The following is a 21,416-nucleotide window of genomic DNA, read 5'->3' on the forward strand; positions in this document are numbered from 1 at the left end:
AGAGACTACTTCTTACTCTCAAAAGTGGTTAATTTAAAATCGGCATGCTCTTTTTCGTAAGTTAGCGAATTGCCAGCCAATTCTTGGATGAGTTCAATATTATAGGGGGTATTTTCCTCAACCATTGTTCTTGCGGCCACCATGTTATCGGCCTCAAGATAAAGAGTTTGGGTTGTTTCCCGTCTAGGATTGACAACCTTGTCTTTTTGATACAAAACTTTGTAGATCATATTTGTATTCTCCTTATTCAGTTAATAAAACGTTCTAATTTTGGATAACATAAAGCATCCAATAGCTAGTAAAATTCTACCATACATGCAAAAACAAGTATAGAATCAAGTTTTACCAGCTTTATTAAAAAAACCGTCAACACAATAAATGACGGCTAAAAATCTTTTTTAATAAAATTAATAAATTATTACTGTATCTTCATCTAATTTAAATGGGTTCTGCTTGTTAATACGGTCATAGAAAAGATGTCCCCGCAAATGCTCAATTTCATGGGATGCAACAATAGCTGGGTAATCTTTTAAGCGAATGGTCTTTTCTTCACCGGAGACAGTATAGTAATGAATTTTTAATTTGTCAGGTCGTGGCACATAGCCATCAATTACTTTATCAACACTCAAGCATCCTTCACCTTCGCTCAAGCAAGCTTGCTTGACTGATTCAGATAAAATTTCAGGATTAACAAAAGTTTCCTTAAAGACAATGTCACCTTTGTCATTGGGAACCAGTAATGAGGCCATTTGAACGCTTTCGCCAACCTGTGGTGCGGCCAAACCAACACCGGCACGCAATTGGTGCTTTTCTGCAATTTTAGGATCTTGCGAGTTAACTAGATATTCCATCATTTCTTTAGCCAAATTTTGATAGTGTTCGCTTAACGGAAAAGTTAGTGGTTTAGCTACTTTGCGCAATACTGGGTTACCGTCACGGGTAATATCTTTCATTAAAATCAATTACATTCACTCTTTCATAAAAGTTTATATTTATATTTGTAACATAAAATAAACTAATTTGTCTGCTTTTTATTCTATACTAAATTTTTAATTTGAAAAAGAGGGATAAACGTTGACCCGTAAACTGTTAGGTGGTAAAATCAATGAGCGTAAATATACAGATATGAAACACTTCGATCAGCATGTTTTTGACGTGCCGCCGAAACTGTGACCACGTCACAGTTTTTTTATTGAGGAGTGGAGGAGGAATACTTTTGTCAGAAAAAAGAAGAGACGATATTAGGAATATAGCTATCATAGCGCACGTTGACCATGGTAAAACTACTCTGGTTAACCAATTGCTGAAACAATCCGACACTCTCCCTGAACATATGGCTTTGGAAGATCGTGCGATGGATTCAAATGATATTGAGCGTGAACGTGGTATAACTATTTTATCTAAAAACACTGCGGTTAAATATGGTGATACAACCATTAATATTCTGGATACTCCAGGACACGCCGATTTCGGTGGTGAAGTCGAAAGAATCATGCATATGGTCGACGGTGCTTTATTATTGGTTGATGCTTATGAAGGCACTATGCCACAAACTCGTTTCGTACTTAAAAAGGCATTAGAAGCTGGAGTTAAGCCAATTGTTGTTATCAACAAGATTGACCGTCCTGGTGCTCGTCCTAAAGAAGTTCTTGACGAAGTGCTGGAATTATTTATTGAATTAGGAGCAAACGATGAGCAGCTTGACTTCCCAGTAGTTTATGCATCTGCTTTAAATGGTACCTCCTCTTATGATCCTGATCCGTCAAAACAGGAAGAAACTATGAACCCTATTTTTGACACGATTATTAAATCAATTCCAGCACCAATTGATAATTCTGAGGAGCCTTTGCAATTCCAAATTACGATGCTCGACTGGGATGATTATGTTGGTCGTATAGGTGTTGGCCGTATTTATCGCGGGCGCGTTAAAGTTGGCGATAATATTACTGTTATGAAACGTGACGGTTCTACCCAAAACTTTAGAGTTACCAAACTATTCGGTTTCTTTGGCTTAAAGCGTAATGAGATTACGGAAGCTAAAGCTGGTGATATCATTGCCATTAGTGGTATTAACGATATTTTTGTCGGTGAAACTATTGCTTCAGCCGAAAATCCTGAAGCTTTGCCTCTTCTTAAGATTGATCCACCTACACTGCAAATGGATTTCGTTGCTAACGATTCACCTTTTGCTGGTCGCGAAGGTGACAAAGTTACTCCTAAAAAGTTGGAAGATCGTTTAATTAAGCAAACTAGAACCGATGTTTCTTTGAAAGTTGATCCAACCGATCAATTAAACGCTTGGACCGTTTCAGGACGTGGTGAGCTCCACCTTTCAATTTTGGTTGAAGAAATGCGGCGTGAAGGTTTTGAATTGCAATTATCAAGACCAAAAGTTATCTACCGTGAAATTGATGGTAAAATGTGTGAACCATTTGAAGCAGTTCAAGTAGATACGCCTGACGAATATGTTGGTTCTGTCATTGATTCACTTTCTCAAAGAAAAGGAGAAATGAAGAACATGGCATCTACCGGTAACAACCAAACTCGGCTTGACTTCCTAGTTCCATCTCGCGGATTAATTGGCTATAACAATGAATTTATGTCTCAAACTGGTGGCTACGGCATTATGAATCATAGTTTTGATTCATATAAACCTGTTGTTAAGAATTGGGAACCGGGTCGTCAAAATGGTGCTTTAGTTTCCATTAGCCAAGGTAAGTCAACCACATATTCTTTGCAAACTGTTGAGCAACGTGGTGAATTGTTTATTGGAGCCGGAGTTGAAGTTTATGAAGGAATGATTGTTGGTCAATCCTCTCGTGATCGTGATATCGCAGTTAATGTTATCAAAGGTAAAAACCTGACTAACACTCGTGCTGCGGGTAAGGACCATGCTGCAGCTATTAGAACTCCTAAAACTTTAACGCTTGAAGAAGCCATAGAGTTCTTAAATGATGATGAATATTGTGAGGTAACACCAGATTCAATCAGGTTAAGAAAGAAAATTCTGAACACTTCTGAGAGACAAAAAGCCGATAAGAGACGTAATAAGAAGTAAATAAATTTTTTAAGAAGGGCACTCACTGATGAAGTGGTGCTCTTTTTGTTTTATAATGCTTATAATAAAGGTTAATTTATTATAGAAGGAGAGGTCGGCTTGTGCGGCAAAAACTTCACCATTTAAATTACAATATTTTCTTGCCCTATATCTTGTTAGTGGTCTTTGGAATAGTGATGGTCTATTCCGCTAGCTCGGATATTTTGCTTGTGAATGGGTTTAATCCAGCATTTTACGGTATACGCCAAGCCATGTATGCTTTTTTTGCGGTTTTTGTTTTTTGTGCTCTCTGCTTTTTTTTAAAACTTAATATTTTCAAGAGTCGGAAGTTTGTCATTTGGTTTCTCGGAATCAGCATTTTATTACTTTTTTATTTGATTTGCTTGAAAATTTTTAAAGGGTCTGCTGCTGCAGTCAATGGTTCTGTCGGTTGGATTGATTTAAAAATAATTAAGATTCAACCTCTGGAAATTGCCAAATTATCCTTGATAATTTATTTAGCTTATTTTTTAGATCGTCATGATGGTTCTTTTAACAAAGGGCAAATTATTCAAAACTTATCAAGACCTGCAATTTTAGCTGCTTTTATGATGTTTTTGGTTATCCTTGAGCCTGATTTTGGCGGTACCGCTGTTTTGGCAATGATTGTCATCGTCATGTTCTCAGTTTCTGGTGTTCCCGCTAAGAATGCAGTTTTATGTCTTATTGGTATTGCGGTCGGAGTTTACCTGCTTGTTTTCCTAATCATCAAATGGAATCCTGAATTTTTGCAAAATAAGTATCAGTATCGTCGTTTTCTTTCTTTTCTGCACCCGTTTGAACTGGAGCAAAAAGGAGGAGCACAACTAGTTAATTCATACTATGCTATCCATAATGGTGGTTTATTTGGTGTAGGTCTGGGTAATAGCATGCAAAAAAGAGGCTATCTGCCCGAGCCTTATACAGACTTCATTTTAGCAGTAATTGCAGAAGAAATAGGGGTTATCGGTGCACTGCTAGTAATTGGTCTAATTTTTTATTTAATTTGGAGTATTATGGAAGTTGGTATTCATGCAAGCTCACAATTCAATGCTTTAGTATGTTTTGGAGTAACAACAATTATTTTTACACAGACAGTTTTTAATGTGGGTGCTGTACTCGGTTTATTACCCATTACCGGGGTCACGCTGCCATTTATTTCCTATGGAGGATCGTCTTTAATAATTTTGTCAGCAGCTATCGGAATTGTGTTGAATATATCAGCAAATGAACGAATTAAAAATGAAGAAAGGTTTGCAAATGGGCGTTGAAGAAGATTTAGCTAATAAAAATATTATTCAAAGACAAAGTCTTACTGTTTATTTAAATTCAATTAGTGATCAATATAAATTGAGACGATATGGTGACATTGTTTATTTTTCTAAAAAATTTGCTTATTGTATTTTATATGTCAATAAAAAAGAAAGTGAGCAAGTATGCCAAGATTTGAATTCACTTGATTTTGTTAAAAAAGTAGAAAAATCAACTTGGAATCAAATTGATCTTTCCAGCGATCATATTGAAAAGCAAATTACAGAATTAGCCCAAGAAGCCGAAAAAGCATTACAAGAACGTCAGGAAGATACAGAACAACTATTATGAGAATTATTTCCGGAAAGTATGCCAAACGCAATTTATTTACTCTTAAAAGCCAAATAACAAGACCAACAAGTGACAAGGTTAAAGAATCTCTATTTAATTCGTTAGGTCAATTTTTTAACGGTGGAGCAGTTTTAGATTTATATGGGGGAAGTGGCGCTCTAGCAATTGAAGCTGTTTCTCGGGGATGCTCTCATGCAGTTATAGTTGACATTAATTATCAGGCCGTTAACGTTATTCGTAAAAACGTAGCTTTGACAAAAGAGCCTGAACGTTTTTCAATATATAAAATGTCCAGTAATGCTGCTTTGAACAAATTTGCCAAGGGAAAGCAGAAATTTGATCTTGTTTTCTTAGACCCACCTTATGCTAAACAGAAAATTTCGACGGATATGGCAAAAATGGTTGACCTGGAGTTGTTGAATAATGGGTCAGTAGTAGTGGCTGAAACTGATGATCAAACGGCTTTAAAAACAATCAGTAGCTTTCAGCTAATTAAAGAAAAGCACCTGGGTAAAACCATCGTTCGTTTTTATCGAAAGGAATAGTAATGAGTGTAGCAATATTTCCAGGGAGTTTTGATCCCATCACTAACGGTCATGTTGATATAATTAATCAAGCTGCTGCGATATTTGACAAGGTTTATGTAGTGGTAATGGTCAATACTGCTAAAAAATATCTTTTTACAAATAAAGAAAGAACAGACTTGATTAATGATGCCGTCAAAGGTCTAAAAAATGTTCAAGTGCTGCTAAAGCCTGACCAGCTTACTGTTAATGTTGCACATGATTTAGGCGCAAATACAATTATACGTGGCGTAAGAAATACTACAGACTTTTTATTTGAGCAGCAGATTGCCGAAATGAATAAAAAAATGGCAAGCGACATAAGTACCGTTTTGCTTTTTACTGAGCCGGAAAATAGCTTTGTTGCGTCCAGTATTATAAAAGAAATTGCGCAGTTTAATGGTGATTTTGGCAGTTTCTTGCCGACTAAAGCGGCACAGGCATTGAAAGAAAAAATTGGTTATAGCAAGCATGAATAAAGAAAAGAAAGTGAACAAGAAGTTTTCAAAAACCCGAAAATGGTTACTTATAATTCTGACTTTTTTTCTCGTTTTTATTGGCTTAAATTGGCCAACAAACTATTATATTGAAATGCCAGGCAGTGCTGTTTCAATTGGTCAATTTGTAAAAAGTGAGGTTAAGCCGCCAAGTAATTTCTATTTAGTGACAGTCAGTGAAACTAGTCAGCCGGCAACAGTATGGGAATATCTTTTCAGTTTTACCCAAAAACATGCTAGTCGTATTCCAAAGAGTGAATTGCTAGGTAATTCAAATAGCAGCCAATACCAAGAATTACAGAATTGGTATATGCAAACTAGTCAACAAAATGCAATTTACTATGCGGCCAAAAAGGCGGGACTAAAACCTAAACTGCACTATAAAGGTGTTTATGTTATGCAGGTGCAAAAAGGCTCAAGTTTTAAAGGCAAATTGCAAGTCGGAGATACTGTCTTAGGTGCTGATGGTCATCAATTTCACTCTACGGAAGAAATGATCAGTTATTTTCAAAAAAAGAGGATAGGCTCTAAAACGGAAATTAATGTCTTGCGAGAACAGAAAAAAATCAATTTTAAAGGAAAAATTGTTAATGTTGAAGGAACTGGCAAACCTGGAATAGGAATACAGTTGGTAGAACATATACAGGTTGAGACAAAACCAAAAGTTACAATCAATGCCGGTGCAATTGGGGGACCATCAGCCGGATTAATGTTCACTTTGACCAGTTATGAAGTTTTTTCAGGCAAGCACTTAGCTAAAGGTCATAAGATTGCAGGAACTGGGACAATCAGTCCATCAGGGAAAGTGGGTATGATTGGTGGCGTTGATAAAAAAGTTGTGGCTGCTGATCGTGCTGGTGCTGAAGTCTTTTTTGCACCTGTTGATACAGCCGGGATGAAAAAAAGTTCAAGTAATTATTTGCTTGCTAAAAAGACAGCCAAGCAAATTGGAACCAAGATGAAAATTGTTCCTGTGCGTACCTTTGAAGATGCACTCCATTATTTACAAGAAAATTATTGATAAATATCAAAAAAGTCCAAATGTTTTTTGGGCTTTTTTGCGTACTTAAAAATAGGAGTTGAAATAATGGATTGGGAAAGAATAAAAACATTTATTGATGAGCATAAAACGTATTTTTTTATTGGATTAGCATGTTTAATGGTTGTTTTTTGGTTTGAAGTCAAAAAATCGAATTCTAATGAAAATATTAATGATTTTAACGATGAAAGTACTGAGCTTTTGCAAAGTAAAAAAGACAGTAATGACGATTTGACTGACAAAACGAATTCAGGGGAAACAAAAACAGAAAGAATTGCTGCAGCTAAGCCTAAAAGTGTCACCTGTGATATATCAGGTGCCGTTAACCATCAAGGAGTATACACACTTAAAAGTGGCGCAAGATTAAATGAGCTGATCGCTGCAGCAGGAGGTACTAAAAGCAACGCTCAGTTGAAAAGGGTTAACCGTGCTTTGATATTAGAAGACCAGGATAAAATTCATATTCCTTATAAAGGTGAAAAAATTAAAGCAGAGCAAGTAGTAGAATCAGTTTCATCTAGTACCTCTAGCTCGGTTTCCGCTGAAATTAGTGATAACAAAGATGGCCAAACGACTGCCAGCAATAAAGTGAATATTAATACTGCAAATGTAGCACAATTACAGCAACTTAATGGTATTGGAGAGAAAAAAGCACAGCAAATTTTTGCTTATCGTCAAAAAAACGGTCAATTTAAATCCATAGAAGAACTAAAACAAGTATCTGGAATTGGAGAAAAAACTTTTGTCGCCCTTAAAGACCAATTGGAAGTTTGATGTCCTAAAACCCGGTTTTTTTCTTGTATTAGCTTTATTATTGGTTGACTTAAGTTTCTTGTACTATCAGTGCAATAGCCTAATGCAAAAGCTAGTCTGTCTATTAATAGCATCTTATCTTTCATATTTGCTTTTTTATAAGTTCAATTCTTTAAAATGGTTTTCTCTCGTTGTTCTTTGCGTAACTTTTTTTGTTACTTACATTGATAAAAAGCAAACTAACTTTACCATCAGACCCAGGTCAATAATAGTTTTTTATCCTGATCAAGTAGAAATTTTTGACGATTGGTTTACAGTTGATGGCCAAGCAGCAGGCGGTAAAATAAAAGTTTCTGGAAAAATAAATTCTAGCCAGATAAAACAATTGAAATTAGGTTACAAAGTTGTACTTTATAATTTAGCTGGTGATATAAATCCGATTGCAGCCGTTTCTAATTATGGCCAATTTGATTTGCAAAGGTTCTATCGCTCTAAAAATATTACTCAAGAAGTCAAATTGACCAGCTATAAAGTTAAAGTTGAAAAGCGTGGTCTCAGGAATTATTTACATCATTTGCGGTTCAAATTAAAAGTTTTTTTGCAAAAAATGCCCCCAATCATATCTTTTTTTAGTAGTGAACTAATATTAGGTGAGAATCCCAGTCAAAGATTTCAATCAATACTGAATAATTATCGTGATCTTGGTGTAATTCATATTCTGAGTATTTCCGGTCTGCATGTTGGTATCTATACACTGTTAATCAGTACCTGTTGTTATTTTTTTAAATTAACTCAAGAAGAGACATTTGTTTTTTGTTTAATTATTTTGCTTATAGGAATTTTTCTCAGTAATGGTCAAGTAGGCTTTATTAGAGCAAGTTTGACCTATATTTTGGGTCAGCTTCTTAGTATAAATAAATTACAAATTAACAAAAGTGATTTACTTGGACTTACTTCTGTTTTGCACTTGATTTTCGATCCTCGTTTGATGATGAACACTGGTGCAATTTTGAGCTATATTTTAGCCTTGGGCTTGGGAATGACTAACCATATGACTAAATTTAAGCAGTCATTTTCTTTAAATAATCTTTTGTTGCCCTTGCTTCTATTTTATTTTTTTCAATTTAATCTACTAACCGTTTTCTTCAATTTGTTAATTGTGCCCTATTTCAATTGGGTCGTGATGCCGTTAACTTTTTTAAATTTGTTGCTCTTTAGTATTAGTCCAAAATGCAGTTTTTTAATTGAAAGAGTACTTAAGCAAGGAGAAAAAGTAATTGCACAAATTTCTAATAGCAAAATTGGTCTTTTAACATTTGGCAAAATAAACTGGTGGCAATGCCTGTTTTTATTAATTATGACGTCTATCATATTGATTCGGATAAATGAAAAGCACAACTGTCAAAAAACAACGAAAAATTTTATAAGCTGCCTTTTATTTACATACGGACTGATTTTTTTAACAATTCATTTTCCGTTGCAGGGTCAGGTGACTTTTATTGATGTTGGTCAAGGTGACAGTATTTTTATTTCTACTCCATTTTTTAGAAAGGTTTATTTAATAGACGTCGGCGGAAAACTTAATTTTAACGGCCAAAAAATAAACCCCCAGGTTAATAAAATTACACTGCCATTTTTGAAGGCTCAAGGTATAAGCAAAATTAATGGGATATTTATTACGCATCAAGATGCAGACCATGTAGGTGATTTGAGACCACTTTTGAGTCAAATCAAAGTTAAAAAATTATTTATAGCCCAAGGATTGATTCAAAATCCTTCTTTTCAAAAAAGGATCATTGGCAAAATCAAGAAAAGCCAAATTAGACAATTGTTAGCCGGGAATAAAGTTAATGATTCTCAAATATCTTTTCAGACCGTTTATCCTTTTAAGCCAGGCATAGGTAAAAATGAAGATTCTCTTTCTCTAACATTTAAACTGGCAGGTAAAAGGTGGCTTTTTACTGGAGATTTAGGCCAAGAAGGAGAGTTGGAAATTATAAATCAATATCATTTGCATGCAGATTACTTTAAACTAGGTCATCACGGTAGTCGTACTGCTTCAAATAAAGAATTCTTAAAAGCTCTACATCCAGAGAGAGTTTTTATTTCTGCTGGTCGCAAGAATCGTTTTGGTCATCCTCACATAGAGACAATTGAAACTTTGCAGGCTCAACATATTCCGTGGGCATCGACTCAAGACTGTGGTATGATTACTTGGACTTATGGTGCTTTTACGAGGCCCAAATTTAAGAGATTTTTACCGGTGATAAAAAAATGACATTACTTTCTTTATTTAAAGGTTCTAATACGAAAGTTGCTCATACCCTGATTAGTGGCAACGACGCTTTCTTAAATGAATATCTTGCTGATTCATATATTCATGAAACAGAATTCTCCGCATATGAAAAAGTTTCTGTTGATTGCGATTCAGAAGGATTAGATGAATTAATTGCTGATCTCACTGAGTCGAGCCTTTTTAGTCAAAAAAAAATAATAACAATTAAAAATCCATTTTTTTTAACTGCCAAAGTTCCTAAAAAATTCCAAAAGCAAATTTCAAAGTTGCAGAATGTTTTTGCAAATATTGCAGAGCTGGATGATGTTTTAGTAATTATTGCCTCATATGAAAAAATTGATCGGCGCAAGAAAATAACAAAGCTTATTACCAAAAATTTTAATGTGGTGGAAACTAAAATCAGACCATTTGAATTGAGTAAAACTGTCAGAAATTTGATTTCCACGGAAGGGTATCAAATTACAAGTTCTGCTCTAAATCTTTTATTAGAACGCAGCGATCAAGTTCTAGATACTGTTTTAGGTAATTACAATAAACTGAAAATGGTTGCGAACAATAAAAAAATCACGACTGAATTAGTCGAAAAAAATGTTGATTTGTCTTTAGCGCAAAATATTTTTGCTATATTGGATTCAGCGTTAAGTAACAATTACCAGGAAGCTCTGGCAAGATTAAGTAATCAGTTGCACAACGGCAATAATCCAATACAGATTCTTGCGGTGTTTGAAAATCAGTTGGAAATGATTTTGATTGTTAAGGTACTTAGTGAGAGAGGTCGCAGTGAAGCTGAAATTGTGCAAACTTTGGGAGTACATCCTTATCGCGTTAAGTTGGCTCTTAAAAATAGATTATCACTAGGCAAAGTAGCAAAATTATTAAAACAAGCAATTAAGTTGGATTTTAATTATAAGAGCGGACAATACCAAGAAAACAATTTTTTAAAACTGTTTATTCTCAGCGTATAAATTTTGGTAAATAAAAAGACAGAAATGATTTCATTTCTGTCTTTTTAAATTATTAATTAAGCAAGATCATTATTTTGCGAGTTTTGCTAAACGGCTCTTATCACGGTTAGCTTTATTCTTATGAATAAGACCTTTAGAAGCAGCTTTATCTAATGCACGAGCAGCAGCTACGTGTAATTCGGAGGCGTTCTCAGCACCAGCAGCTTGAGCAGTCTTGAACTTTTTGACTGCAGTTCTCAACTGATTCATTTGAGCAGCATTGCGCTTTCTTGTAGCATCTTGAGTCTTAACACGCTTAATAGCTGATTTGATTTGTGGCATAAATTTCACCTCCATTGATCGTAATTCTACTTTATAGATTATACTGAAAGATAATTGTAGATGCAAGATAAATAATACTTGCTTTTTAAAAAATTTGTCTGTATTATACTATTGTTGTGAACCGTTAACGCTGTTTGCGCGCTCACACCTGACGGTTAACGTTGTTAACGGCAATTATTCTAGTGAAAGGTGAAAATAATATGGCAATTTCAAAAGCAGAAAAAGATGAAATAATTAAAAAATTTGCGACTCACGAAGGTGATACAGGTTCAACTGAGGTTCAAGTAGCCATTTTGACTACAGATATTAACAACCTGACTGAACATATGAGGAATCATTCACATGATCATCATTCTTATGTTGGTTTATTGAAGAAAATCGGTCACCGTCGTAACTTACTTCGTTATTTACAAAATAAGGATATTAATCGTTATCGTGAATTAATCAAGAAGCTAGGTTTGCGTCGTTAATTAATTGAAATGTCAAAAAAGCTGGTTCAAATTAGGAATCGGCTTTTTTATTTTTGTCAAAATAACTTTTTATGCTAGAATAAAAAAAGATACTTTTTACGTTGTGATCACATGATCCATAAATAACAACTGAATAGCAAATTAAAGAAAAGGAAATATAATGACTGATCAAGTTAAAATTATGATTTTGAGCGGCGTTCGTGAACAAGGAAAAGACATGTTCGCTGTTCAAGTTAATGATGAAATTTTTGTTCTTGATGCTGGTCTTAAATATCCTGACAGCACATTGTTTGGAATTGATCTGGTTATTCCAGATTTAGACTTTTTTGAGCAATATGGTGATCAGGTGGTCGGTATCTTTTTAACACACGGACATGCTGATTCGATTGGAGCTTTGCCTTATATTTTAAGAAAGTATGATATACCTGTTTTTGGGTCACAACTTACAATTGAACTAGCAAAAATAACAGTTAAAAGGGAAAATAAGCGCTGTAAAAACAGTCTCTTCCACGTGATTGATGCTGAAACAGAGATTGATTTTAAAAATGCTAATATATCATTTTTCCCGACTACTCATTCTATTCCAGATTCGCTAGGAATAGATGTGCATACTCCTGCAGGAGAAGTTGTTTATACTGGAGATTTTAAGTTTGATCCTTCAGCAGCTCCTAAATACCGTACGGATTTAGACAGATTGGCAGAAATTGGACAAAAGAAAGTTTTGGCACTTTTAAGTGACTCCTCAAATGCAGAGGCATCTTTGCCTAATGTTGCCGAGCAGGAAATTGGCGATTACGTAACAAATGTTTTTCGTAATGCCCAGGGCAGAGTAATCGTCGCTGCCAAAGCATCTAATCTGATTAGAATTCAGGAAGTACTAAATGCCGCTTATAAAACTGGCAGACACGTTTTGTTGACGGGCAGGGACTTGGCAAAAATAGTCCGCACCGCCATGAATCTTGGCTATTTGAATGTTCCTAAAGGCTTGTTGATGCGCGTTAAGGATTTAAAAGAAACTCCGGATGAAAAAACGGTTATTCTTGAAACCGGTCAAATGGGTGAGCCTTTAAATTCCTTGCAAAAGATGGCCAAAAAACGTCACAGTATGATTACAATTCACAAGGGAGACTTGGTCTTTATTGCCACAACGCCTTCTCACGCAGTAGAGACTATTGTGGCTCAAACTAGCGATATGGTTTATCGTGCTGGTGGGACTGTAATTCAATTAGGTAAAGCAAAACATACCAGTGGACATGCCACTGGTCGTGATTTACAACTGCTTATTGACATTATAAAGCCACATTTTTTAATACCTGTAATTGGCGAATATCGATTATTAGAAATTCACAAAGATTTGGCAATCAGAGCAGGACTCAAGAAAGAAGATATTTTTATCACTAAAAATGGTGATTGCTTAAGCTATGACTTTAATCAAAAACGGCTTTATTTGACGGATCCTGTTCCCGGAGACGACACAATGATTGATGGTTCCGGAATTGGTGATGTCGGCAATATTGTTTTACGCGATCGCGAGGTTTTATCTGATGATGGCATCTTTATTGCAGTGGTGACTATTGATCGTCGCAAGAAAAAAATTATTGCTCAGCCACAGGTTACAAGTAGAGGATTTGTTTACATTAAGGCCAATCAGCAGTTAATGCGCGACAGCATTGAGCTGATTAAAAAGACCATTAATAATAATTTTGAGCACAAAAAATTTGACTGGACAGAGATTAAGCAAGATGTGCGCAATGATTTAGAAAAGTTTCTTTATCGCAAAACAAATAGACGGCCAGTAGTTTTGCCAGTAGTAATGGAGGTAAACCAAAACCGGCATCGGGCTATGCAAAAGAGAAATAGCAAAAATGATGCACCAAAAAAGGAAATTCATCACCCAGTTGATGTTAATAAAACCGGTCAAAGAATTATCAAGAAAGATAAATGATGACGTCACTGAGTCAAAAAAATTTAATTAATCTGGCCAAAAGAAATGAAGCAAATGGCGATATGGTTCAGGCTATTCAAAATCTTGAAGAAGCTTTAAGGGATGGTCACAGTAACGAAGTTGTTCTTAATTTATGCGATTTCTATCTTAAGAACAAGCAAAGCTATTCTGCCTATGAATTAATTAAAGAAGAAAAAGATCTTTTTACTGATTCGGAAATTTTCGCTAAATATAGTAAAATTTTAAGTGAAAATCATTTTTTAATTGAGGCTTTAGAAGTTAAAAATATTACTGACTATGAATTGCCATATTCGGTAGAACCAGTTAACTCAACAGTTCAACAGAAAATAATGGTTACTTTTAGGCAAAAAGCTAAACCAACAAAATACGACTACGATCAGCTATTTAAACTTGATTTATCTAACTTTAAAAATTTTGCCCAAAGTTTATTGATTGATCCGAGTTTAAATTTCGCAGTTCGACTAGTTTTATGTGAAGATTTATTCAGGCTCGGTCTAAAAAATAAATTTAAAGTTCTGGTATTAGGGCAAGAAGAGGAATTTATTCCCCAAAAAATAAATTTACTTGAAAAGGAGCCGGTGTATCGTGAAGTTGTTTCTGGCATTGGTTCACGGTACTACCACCAGCCTAGTCAACTTCCGGCTGTGTTAGGCGAAGTTAATTTGATTTTAGGCAGTCTTTATCCTAAACTAAATAAGTATGTTGATGATCCTGACAGTTTTGCTAGTGATATTGCTTCTTATATTGATAATCACGATGGTAGAAGTAATCAAAAGCTGTTTGAGAAAATCGATAATAATATATCCGAATAAAATTGGATGAAATGCCTTTACTTTTTCAAAGTATTTAGTATAATAGCAAAGGACGTTTTCATTAGGCATGGCTCTATGCATTAAAATACTAGGCATTTGCCAATGAAAGTAGTACAATATTCAACAGAGAACTATCCGTTACTTACTCAACGGACTTCTTGCAAATTTACAGGAGGGTCATTTTAATGGCAGAAAAAGAACATTACGTTAGAACAAAGCCACACGTAAACATTGGTACTATCGGTCACGTTGACCATGGTAAGACCACTTTAACAGCGGCTATTACTAAAGTTTTATCAGAAAAGGGCTTGGCTAAAGCAGAAGATTATTCAGAAATCGATGCAGCCCCAGAGGAAAAGGAACGTGGTATTACTATCAATACCGCTCACGTAGAGTACGAAACTGAAAATCGTCACTACGCCCACATGGATGCCCCAGGTCACGCCGACTACATTAAGAACATGATTACCGGTGCTGCCCAAATGGATGGAGCTATCTTAGTTGTTGCCGCAACAGATGGTCCTATGCCACAAACTCGTGAACACATTTTACTTGCTCGTCAAGTTGGTGTTAACTACATCGTTGTTTTCTTGAACAAGACTGATTTAGTTGACGACCCAGAACTGATCGACTTAGTTGAAATGGAAGTTCGTGACTTGTTAACTGAATACGATTACCCAGGTGATGATATTCCAGTTATCCGTGGTTCAGCATTAAAAGCTTTACAAGGTGACAAGGAACAAGAAGAAGTTATCATGAAGTTGATGGACACAGTTGATGAATATATTCCAACTCCTGAACGTCAAACTGATAAGCCATTCTTGATGCCAGTTGAAGATGTCTTCACTATTACTGGTCGTGGTACTGTTGCTTCTGGTCGTATTGATCGTGGTACAGTTAAGATTGGTGATGAAGTTGAAATTGTCGGCTTGGTAGATAAAGTTCTTAAATCAGTTGTTACTGGTTTGGAAATGTTCCACAAGACTTTGGACTTAGGTGAAGCCGGAGATAACGTTGGTGTATTGCTTCGTGGTATCGACCGTGATCAAGTTGTTCGTGGACAAGTTTTAGCTGCACCTGGCTCAATTCAAACTCACCACGAATTTAAAGGACAAGTTTACGTATTGAAGAAAGAGGAAGGCGGACGTCATACCCCATTCTTCTCAGACTACCGTCCACAATTCTATTTCCACACTACTGATATCACTGGTGAAATTGAATTACCAGAGGGTACTGAAATGGTTATGCCTGGCGATAACACAGAGTTTACTGTTAAATTAATCAAACCAGCAGCCATTGAAAAGGGTACTAAGTTCACTATCCGTGAAGGTGGTCGTACTGTTGGTGCTGGTCAAGTTACTGAAATTCTTGACTAGTTCGTTAAAAACAGTTTAAAAAGATGTACTTCTTCATAGAAGTACATCTTTTTTTGTCTAAGTTTGTTTTTTGCGACCGTTTAATGTAAGATAATTTAGTGTGTAAAGATGCAATTTAACTTGACATTGGAGGTATTTAATTAATGTCTGTAAAATGGAATAAGACCGATAAAACTACCGGTGAACTTACTTTTGATATTCCCCAAACTGATGTAAAGCGTGGGCTAGATCAAGCATTTAGGAGGGTAAAGAACAGTTTGCGCGTTCCTGGCTTTAGAAAGGGACATGTTTCGCGCGTGATTTTTGATCAATATTATGGTGAAGAATCATTGTATGAAAATGCATTGAATATTGTTTTACCTGATGCCTATGAGTCAGCACTTAAAGAAGCTGATATTGCGGCTGTAGGTCAACCACAAATTTTACCTGTTTCAATGGAAAAGGGTAAAGATTGGCAAATGAAAGCCACTGTTACTGTTGAACCTGAGGTAAAACTTGGCGAATATAAAGGAATTGAAGTGCCTAAGCAAAATACCCGAGTATATGCTAAAGATATTGATGCTAAACTAAAAGAAGAGCGTGAAAAGAATGCCGAGTTAGTATTGAAGAAGAGTGCAGCAGCTAAGGGTGATACAGTTACCATTGACTATAAAGGAACAGTTGACGGTAAAGCTTTTGATGGCGGTTCAGCAGAGGACTACTCTCTTGAATTAGGATCAAATACATTTATTCCTGGTTTTGAGGATCAATTAATCGGTCACAAAGCTGGCGATGAAGTAGATGTAGTTGTAACATTTCCAGAAGATTATGGTGCAAAAGATTTAGCTGGTAAGGAAGCTCATTTTGCTACTAAAGTTCACGAAGTTAAATCAAAACAGTTGCCAAAATTAGATGATGAATTTGCTAAAGATGTAGATGACTCAGTTGAAACTCTTGATGATTTAAAAGAAAAGATCAAGAAGGACTTAAAGGCGCAAAAGGAAGAAGCGGCACAAGACGAAATTGAACAAGCGGCAATTGAAGGTGCTGTTGCCAATGCTACTATTGATAAAATTCCTGATGCTATGATTCAAGAAGATATCAATACGCAAATGAATCAATATTTAGGAAATATGCAGCGTCAAGGTATTAGCCCTGAGACATATTACAAGATAACTAATACTACAGAAGATCAATTACGTTCACAATTTAGTAAAGATGCTGAAGAAAGAGTTAAAACTAACCTAGTACTTGAGGCAATTGTCAAAAAAGAGGACATTAAAGCCACCAAAGAAGAAATTGACAAGGAAATAAAAAACTTGGCTAGTGAATATAACATGGATGAAAAAACTGTCCGTAATACTCTGACTGATGATATGCTTTCACATGACATTAATGTTCGTAAGGCTATTAATATTGTTGCTGACAACGCAAAACAAGTTTCTAAATCTAAGACTAAAAAAGACGAAAACAAGTCTGATAAAAAGTAGAGTTTTAAAATCTGAGTAAAAAGGTGGTGTCATACTGCCTTTTTATTTTATAAGCATATAATTCCTATACCACCCGTATTTTATGCTAACCTTAGACTTGTAGATACAAGGAGGAATAGAATGGCATCACAATTTACTGATCAAGAGGTTATTAGATGTTCCTTTTGTGACAAAACACAAGATCAAGTTAAAAAAATGATTGCTGGCAACGGGGTTTATATTTGTAATGAATGTGTAGATTTATCTAAAAAGATTATTGACGATGAATTGAAATCTGATTCTTTAAAAAAGGCACAGGATTTACCTAAACCAATGGAAATTAAAAAGCAGCTTGACCAGTATGTTATTGGCCAAGAGCGTGCAAAAAAGATTTTATCAGTTGCAGTTTATAATCATTATAAACGTGTTACACAAATGGATGTGGATTCTTCGACTGAATTGCAAAAATCAAATATTGCTTTGATTGGACCAACTGGTTCAGGTAAAACATACTTGGCTCAAACTTTAGCCCGTATTTTAGATGTGCCTTTTGCCATAGCTGATGCAACTACTTTAACTGAGGCAGGCTATGTTGGTGAAGATGTTGAAAACATTTTACTTAAATTATTACAGAATGCAGATTATGACATCGAACGTGCAGAACGGGGAATAATTTACATTGATGAAATTGATAAAATTTCTAAAAAGTCTGAAAATGTTTCAATTACTAGAGATGTTTCCGGTGAAGGCGTTCAGCAATCATTATTGAAAATTTTGGAAGGTACTATTGCTTCCGTTCCACCACAAGGCGGTCGTAAACATCCTCAACAAGAATTAATACAGATAAATACCACTAACATTTTATTTATAGTTGGTGGAGCTTTCGATGGTATCGAACAAATTGTCAAAAGTCGTTTAGGTAAAAAAGTAATCGGTTTCAGTGCTGAAAATGAGCTTAATAAAGTGCAAGATGATTCTTGGACTAAACATTTAACGACAGGGGACTTGGTTAAATTTGGGCTGATTCCCGAATTTATTGGTCGTATTCCTATTATTGCTACCTTAGATAAGTTAGATAGAAACGATTTAGTTAGAATTTTAACTGAACCTAAGAACGCGCTGGTAAAGCAATATAAAAAATTGATGTCGCTTGATCAGGTTAACTTAGAATTTACCCCGGATGCTTTAAAAGCTATTGCGGATTTGGCCATTGACCGTAATATGGGAGCACGTGGCTTGCGGACAATAATTGAAAATGCAATGATGGGTATCATGTATAAAACGCCAAGTGAGCCTGATATTGAGAACGTAAAAGTTACTAAAGATGTCATTGAAAAAAATGCCGAACCGCATGTAACAAGACGTAAAGATGATGATCAGGAAAATGATGATGAAATAAAGGCAGCTAATGATCATTAAAGAGAGTTCATATGCAATTAGTGCTGTGCGGGAAGATCAATATCCAACTGATAATTTGCCCGAGATTGCACTTTCTGGGCGTTCTAATGTGGGTAAATCAAGTTTAATAAATACATTATTAAATCGCAAAAACTTGGCGCGCACTTCTGCACAACCCGGAAAAACGCAAACACTTAATTTTTATTTAGTCAATCAAGACTTTTATTTGGTTGACGTGCCAGGATATGGGTATGCCAAAGTTTCGCAAAAAAAGCGCGAACAGTTTGGTATGATGATTCAAGATTACCTTGAAACTAGGGCAAACTTACAGGGATTAATTATCTTAGTGGATGCTAGACATGAGCCTACTAAAAATGATGTGGCTATGTATAACTATGCACTATATCTAAATATTCCTATTCTTGTAGTTTGTACTAAAATTGATAAGGTTAAGAAAAATCAGCAAAATCAAGTGCTTGCTATTTTAAAACGAAAATTTGATTTAAATCATAATAATGTTGAAGTTCTTACTTTTAGTTCTGTCCAAAAACTGCATGTCCAAGAAGTATGGCAATGGATTGAACAAAACCTGTAAAATTTGCAAGAGAAAATGGTTCTCATTGGAGAACCATTTTTAATTGCTTTTATCTTTGTCTACTTTTTCCTTGTTTTTTGCTAATTTTTTCTTTTTATCTTCAGGCACAGTGGCAAATTTGTCGAATAATTTTTCTAATTCGTCTTGTTTTTTAAAAGTTAAACCCATAATAATATTTCCTTTCTGATCTTAATTATAATAAAAAACAAAAGCACAAGCCAGAAAATACGTTAATTTGTTAGTTTTAAATAAATTTAATTATGTAAAGTTATATTCTGAAATTATAATTTTATAATATTCAAAGTCCTACTAAGCAAAAGCGAATTTTAAACCATAAATTGTATGTTAAAATATGATAGCGAATTTGGGGGAGTGATTTTTTGGCAACTCAGTTAATTGAAAATAAATTAAAGCTTTTGCCTGCTAAGCCTGGCTGTTACTTAATGAAAGATGTAAATGGTAAGGTAATTTATGTTGGCAAGTCGAAAAATCTTAGGAGTAGAGTGCGCTCCTATTTTAAAAGTACTCAAGTGGGCAGAAGAGCTGAATTAGTAGAAAACATTCGTGATTATGATATTATCACTGTTTCAACTGATAAAGAGGCCTTTTTGCTTGAGGTCACGCTTATCAAGAAATACCAGCCATATTACAATGTGCAGCTAAAACAGGGAACAGGCTACCCGTATATTGAAATTACTAATGAACGTGATCCCCAGACTAAATTAACCAGTATTATTAGAAAAGATGGGGGCTATTATTTTGGGCCTTATCCTAATGTCTATGCTGCACAGGCGACCCTAAAGTTTATTCAAAAAGTTTTTCCTCTGAGACGTTGTCATGGTAAGCAAGGCAGACCATGTTTATATTATCATATGGGGCAATGCTTAGGAGCATGTTTTAAAAAGGTGCCAAAATCAGTTTATGATGCTCAAATAAAAAAGATTAAAAGCTTTCTAAATGGAGATATTGGTTGGGTTAAGAAAGATCTTAATGAAAAAATGACAGCTGCTTCTAAAAATCTTGAATTTGAGCGAGCAGCTGAAATTCGAGACCAGCTTAATTACATTGAAGAAACCGTTGAAAAGCAAAAAATTATCTCAAATGACAACACTCAGCGTGATATTTTTAATTTTTATGTTGATAAATCATGGATAGCTATTCAAATTTTCTTTTTGCGGCAAGCCAAGTTACTTAGAAGTGAAACAAGAATGTATCCACTGACTGATACTAATGATCCTGAGGACACATTTGCTTCCTTTGTTGTTCAATTTTATGGGCAAAAGAATCGAATACTGCCAAAAGAAGTTTTAGTACCTGCCAAAATTGACAATGAGGCACTGAGTGAAGTTTTGCATGTGCCAGTGAGAACGCCAAAAAGAGGTCAAAAACGTTCTTTGTTAAATATGGCAAAAGACAATGCAAAGCTTAAACTGGATGAAAAGTTTCGCTTATTAGAATTAGGTAATAGAAAAACAAAGGGTGCACAGAAAGAAATTTTTGATTCTTTAGGCTTGCCATATGGTCATATCATTGAAAGCTTTGACCACTCACATATCCAAGGAGCTGATCCGGTTTCAGCCTTAGTTGTTTTTAAAGACGGTGAACCAGATAAAAATTCTTATCGTAAATATAAATTAAAGGGTGAAGTTGAGCATCAAAATGGTGGCGATGAGGTTCGTAATACTCGTGAAGTTGTTCGCAGAAGATATAGCAGACTACTTAAGGAACATAAACCAATGCCAGATCTAATATTGATGGATGGTGGTCAAATTCAAGTAGATGCTTGTGAAGATATTTTACGCAATGAGCTGAACCTTAATATTCCAGTAGCTGGTATGGTCAAGGATAATAAACACAGAACCAACCACCTTTTATATGGAGATCCGATTAATGGTGTGCCTTTGAAACTAATACCCTTGAATCCGAAATCTCAAGGTTTCTATTTAATGACGAGAATTCAAGATGAAGTACACCGCTTTGCAATTACCTTTCATAGAAGGACTCATGCTAAAAATGCTTTATCGAGCAAGCTAGATTCAATTAAAGGGATCGGACCGAAAAGCAGAAATAAGCTTTTACGAAAATTTGGCTCTTTGAAAAAAATTAAAGAAGCCTCAATCGATGAATTACGTTCTGCAGGTTTAACATTACCCCAGGCTCAGACAGTTAAATTGACCTTGTAATATTGATTTTTACCGCAATTGACCAGACTTTTTGTGGTATAGTAATATAGTTAAGA

General features: G+C 35.2%; 21 protein-coding genes. 17 read left to right on the plus strand and 4 right to left on the minus strand.

The annotated features are described in order from the left end of the window. Positions 1-5: 5 nt before the first annotated feature. Together JF75_RS04575 and def are read right to left on the minus strand one after the other, a co-directional pair. Positions 6-230, minus strand: coding sequence for a DNA-dependent RNA polymerase subunit epsilon (locus JF75_RS04575; RefSeq protein ID WP_034979341.1), 225 nt, complete (start codon positions 228-230; stop codon positions 6-8). Positions 231-407: 177 nt separating this feature from the next. Beyond that, complete coding sequence (def, locus tag JF75_RS04580; protein ID WP_046332038.1) at positions 408-962, minus strand: peptide deformylase; 555 nt, start codon at positions 960-962, stop codon at positions 408-410. Between the two features lie 254 nt (positions 963-1,216). Between def and typA the strand changes: the two genes are divergently transcribed. From typA to holA, 9 genes are all read left to right on the plus strand, one after another. Next, entirely contained in the window at positions 1,217-3,058 is a 1,842-nt protein-coding gene (typA, locus tag JF75_RS04585; protein ID WP_046332039.1) for a translational GTPase TypA, read from the plus strand. Positions 3,059-3,159: 101 nt separating this feature from the next. Then, complete coding sequence (locus JF75_RS04590) at positions 3,160-4,347, plus strand: FtsW/RodA/SpoVE family cell cycle protein (RefSeq protein WP_046332040.1); 1,188 nt, start codon at positions 3,160-3,162, stop codon at positions 4,345-4,347. Next, positions 4,319-4,678 carry a DUF2129 domain-containing protein gene (locus JF75_RS04595; protein ID WP_245190715.1) on the plus strand — a complete coding sequence of 120 codons (360 nt, stop codon included), beginning with the start codon at positions 4,319-4,321 and terminating at the stop codon, positions 4,676-4,678. The genes JF75_RS04590 and JF75_RS04595 overlap by 29 nt, the downstream gene beginning before the upstream one ends. Beyond that, positions 4,675-5,223, plus strand: coding sequence for a 16S rRNA (guanine(966)-N(2))-methyltransferase RsmD (gene rsmD / locus JF75_RS04600; protein WP_046332042.1), 549 nt, complete (start codon positions 4,675-4,677; stop codon positions 5,221-5,223). The genes JF75_RS04595 and rsmD overlap by 4 nt, the downstream gene beginning before the upstream one ends. 2 nt (positions 5,224-5,225) lie before the next feature. Then, complete coding sequence (coaD, locus tag JF75_RS04605) at positions 5,226-5,720, plus strand: pantetheine-phosphate adenylyltransferase (RefSeq protein ID WP_046332043.1); 495 nt, start codon at positions 5,226-5,228, stop codon at positions 5,718-5,720. Further along, positions 5,713-6,759: a SepM family pheromone-processing serine protease gene (locus JF75_RS04610; protein ID WP_046332044.1), complete on the plus strand. Its 1,047-nt coding sequence runs from the start codon at positions 5,713-5,715 to the stop codon at positions 6,757-6,759. Before coaD ends, JF75_RS04610 begins: the two co-directional genes overlap by 8 nt. A gap of 66 nt (positions 6,760-6,825) precedes the next feature. Beyond that, the gene (locus tag JF75_RS04615) at positions 6,826-7,551 is read left to right on the plus strand and encodes a ComEA family DNA-binding protein (RefSeq protein ID WP_046332045.1); all 726 of its coding nucleotides are present in this window, start codon (positions 6,826-6,828) and stop codon (positions 7,549-7,551) included. Then, positions 7,520-9,808 (plus strand): DNA internalization-related competence protein ComEC/Rec2, encoded by a 2,289-nt coding sequence (locus JF75_RS04620; protein ID WP_046332046.1) that lies wholly within the window; start codon positions 7,520-7,522, stop codon positions 9,806-9,808. The genes JF75_RS04615 and JF75_RS04620 overlap by 32 nt, the downstream gene beginning before the upstream one ends. Then, positions 9,805-10,791, plus strand: a complete 987-nt coding sequence (holA, locus tag JF75_RS04625) for a DNA polymerase III subunit delta (protein ID WP_046332047.1) — start codon at positions 9,805-9,807, stop codon at positions 10,789-10,791. Before JF75_RS04620 ends, holA begins: the two co-directional genes overlap by 4 nt. A gap of 69 nt (positions 10,792-10,860) precedes the next feature. Here holA and rpsT read toward each other — a convergent pair whose 3' ends face one another. Further along, the gene (gene rpsT / locus JF75_RS04630) at positions 10,861-11,112 is read right to left on the minus strand and encodes a 30S ribosomal protein S20 (protein ID WP_034979307.1); all 252 of its coding nucleotides are present in this window, start codon (positions 11,110-11,112) and stop codon (positions 10,861-10,863) included. A gap of 200 nt (positions 11,113-11,312) precedes the next feature. Here rpsT and rpsO point away from each other — a divergent pair, with 200 nt between their 5' ends. The 7 genes from rpsO to yihA all read left to right on the plus strand — a co-directional run bounded on the left by rpsO (position 11,313) and on the right by yihA (position 19,177). Continuing rightward, positions 11,313-11,582 carry a 30S ribosomal protein S15 gene (rpsO, locus tag JF75_RS04635; RefSeq protein WP_046332048.1) on the plus strand — a complete coding sequence of 90 codons (270 nt, stop codon included), beginning with the start codon at positions 11,313-11,315 and terminating at the stop codon, positions 11,580-11,582. Between the two features lie 160 nt (positions 11,583-11,742). Then, positions 11,743-13,527 carry a ribonuclease J gene (locus JF75_RS04640; RefSeq protein ID WP_046332049.1) on the plus strand — a complete coding sequence of 595 codons (1,785 nt, stop codon included), beginning with the start codon at positions 11,743-11,745 and terminating at the stop codon, positions 13,525-13,527. Next, complete coding sequence (locus tag JF75_RS04645) at positions 13,527-14,360, plus strand: hypothetical protein (protein ID WP_046332050.1); 834 nt, start codon at positions 13,527-13,529, stop codon at positions 14,358-14,360. Before JF75_RS04640 ends, JF75_RS04645 begins: the two co-directional genes overlap by 1 nt. A gap of 185 nt (positions 14,361-14,545) precedes the next feature. After that, positions 14,546-15,736 (plus strand): elongation factor Tu, encoded by a 1,191-nt coding sequence (tuf, locus tag JF75_RS04650; protein WP_045928030.1) that lies wholly within the window; start codon positions 14,546-14,548, stop codon positions 15,734-15,736. Positions 15,737-15,879: 143 nt separating this feature from the next. Then, positions 15,880-17,205 (plus strand): trigger factor, encoded by a 1,326-nt coding sequence (tig, locus tag JF75_RS04655; protein WP_046332051.1) that lies wholly within the window; start codon positions 15,880-15,882, stop codon positions 17,203-17,205. Positions 17,206-17,325: 120 nt separating this feature from the next. Then, positions 17,326-18,603 (plus strand): ATP-dependent Clp protease ATP-binding subunit ClpX, encoded by a 1,278-nt coding sequence (clpX, locus tag JF75_RS04660; protein ID WP_046332052.1) that lies wholly within the window; start codon positions 17,326-17,328, stop codon positions 18,601-18,603. Then, the gene (gene yihA, locus JF75_RS04665) at positions 18,593-19,177 is read left to right on the plus strand and encodes a ribosome biogenesis GTP-binding protein YihA/YsxC (protein WP_046332053.1); all 585 of its coding nucleotides are present in this window, start codon (positions 18,593-18,595) and stop codon (positions 19,175-19,177) included. The genes clpX and yihA overlap by 11 nt, the downstream gene beginning before the upstream one ends. A gap of 39 nt (positions 19,178-19,216) precedes the next feature. Here the strand turns inward: yihA and JF75_RS10730 are convergent, their stop codons facing one another. After that, on the minus strand, positions 19,217-19,345 hold the full coding sequence (locus JF75_RS10730) for an SPJ_0845 family protein (protein WP_280682939.1): 129 nt from the start codon (positions 19,343-19,345) through the stop codon (positions 19,217-19,219). 212 nt (positions 19,346-19,557) lie between these two features. Between JF75_RS10730 and uvrC the strand changes: the two genes are divergently transcribed. Next, on the plus strand, positions 19,558-21,360 hold the full coding sequence (gene uvrC / locus JF75_RS04670; protein WP_046332054.1) for an excinuclease ABC subunit UvrC: 1,803 nt from the start codon (positions 19,558-19,560) through the stop codon (positions 21,358-21,360). The last annotated feature ends 56 nt before the right edge of the window (positions 21,361-21,416 follow it).

It is taken from the genome of Lactobacillus kimbladii (assembly GCF_000970755.1).
GTDB lineage: Bacteria > Bacillota > Bacilli > Lactobacillales > Lactobacillaceae > Lactobacillus > Lactobacillus kimbladii.

Coding starts and splice junctions, on each gene's coding strand:
- yihA (WP_046332053.1), top strand. CDS start 18,593: ATGATCATTAAAGAGAGTTCATATGCAATTAGTGCTGTGCGGGAAGAT.
- rpsO (WP_046332048.1), top strand. CDS start 11,313: ATGGCAATTTCAAAAGCAGAAAAAGATGAAATAATTAAAAAATTTGCG.
- JF75_RS04610 (WP_046332044.1), top strand. CDS start 5,713: ATGAATAAAGAAAAGAAAGTGAACAAGAAGTTTTCAAAAACCCGAAAA.
- coaD (WP_046332043.1), top strand. CDS start 5,226: ATGAGTGTAGCAATATTTCCAGGGAGTTTTGATCCCATCACTAACGGT.
- JF75_RS10730 (WP_280682939.1), bottom strand. CDS start 19,345: ATGGGTTTAACTTTTAAAAAACAAGACGAATTAGAAAAATTATTCGAC.
- JF75_RS04645 (WP_046332050.1), top strand. CDS start 13,527: ATGACGTCACTGAGTCAAAAAAATTTAATTAATCTGGCCAAAAGAAAT.
- rsmD (WP_046332042.1), top strand. CDS start 4,675: ATGAGAATTATTTCCGGAAAGTATGCCAAACGCAATTTATTTACTCTT.
- JF75_RS04640 (WP_046332049.1), top strand. CDS start 11,743: ATGACTGATCAAGTTAAAATTATGATTTTGAGCGGCGTTCGTGAACAA.
- rpsT (WP_034979307.1), bottom strand. CDS start 11,112: ATGCCACAAATCAAATCAGCTATTAAGCGTGTTAAGACTCAAGATGCT.
- JF75_RS04615 (WP_046332045.1), top strand. CDS start 6,826: ATGGATTGGGAAAGAATAAAAACATTTATTGATGAGCATAAAACGTAT.
- tig (WP_046332051.1), top strand. CDS start 15,880: ATGTCTGTAAAATGGAATAAGACCGATAAAACTACCGGTGAACTTACT.
- clpX (WP_046332052.1), top strand. CDS start 17,326: ATGGCATCACAATTTACTGATCAAGAGGTTATTAGATGTTCCTTTTGT.
- tuf (WP_045928030.1), top strand. CDS start 14,546: ATGGCAGAAAAAGAACATTACGTTAGAACAAAGCCACACGTAAACATT.
- JF75_RS04575 (WP_034979341.1), bottom strand. CDS start 230: ATGATCTACAAAGTTTTGTATCAAAAAGACAAGGTTGTCAATCCTAGA.
- holA (WP_046332047.1), top strand. CDS start 9,805: ATGACATTACTTTCTTTATTTAAAGGTTCTAATACGAAAGTTGCTCAT.
- JF75_RS04595 (WP_245190715.1), top strand. CDS start 4,319: ATGAAGAAAGGTTTGCAAATGGGCGTTGAAGAAGATTTAGCTAATAAA.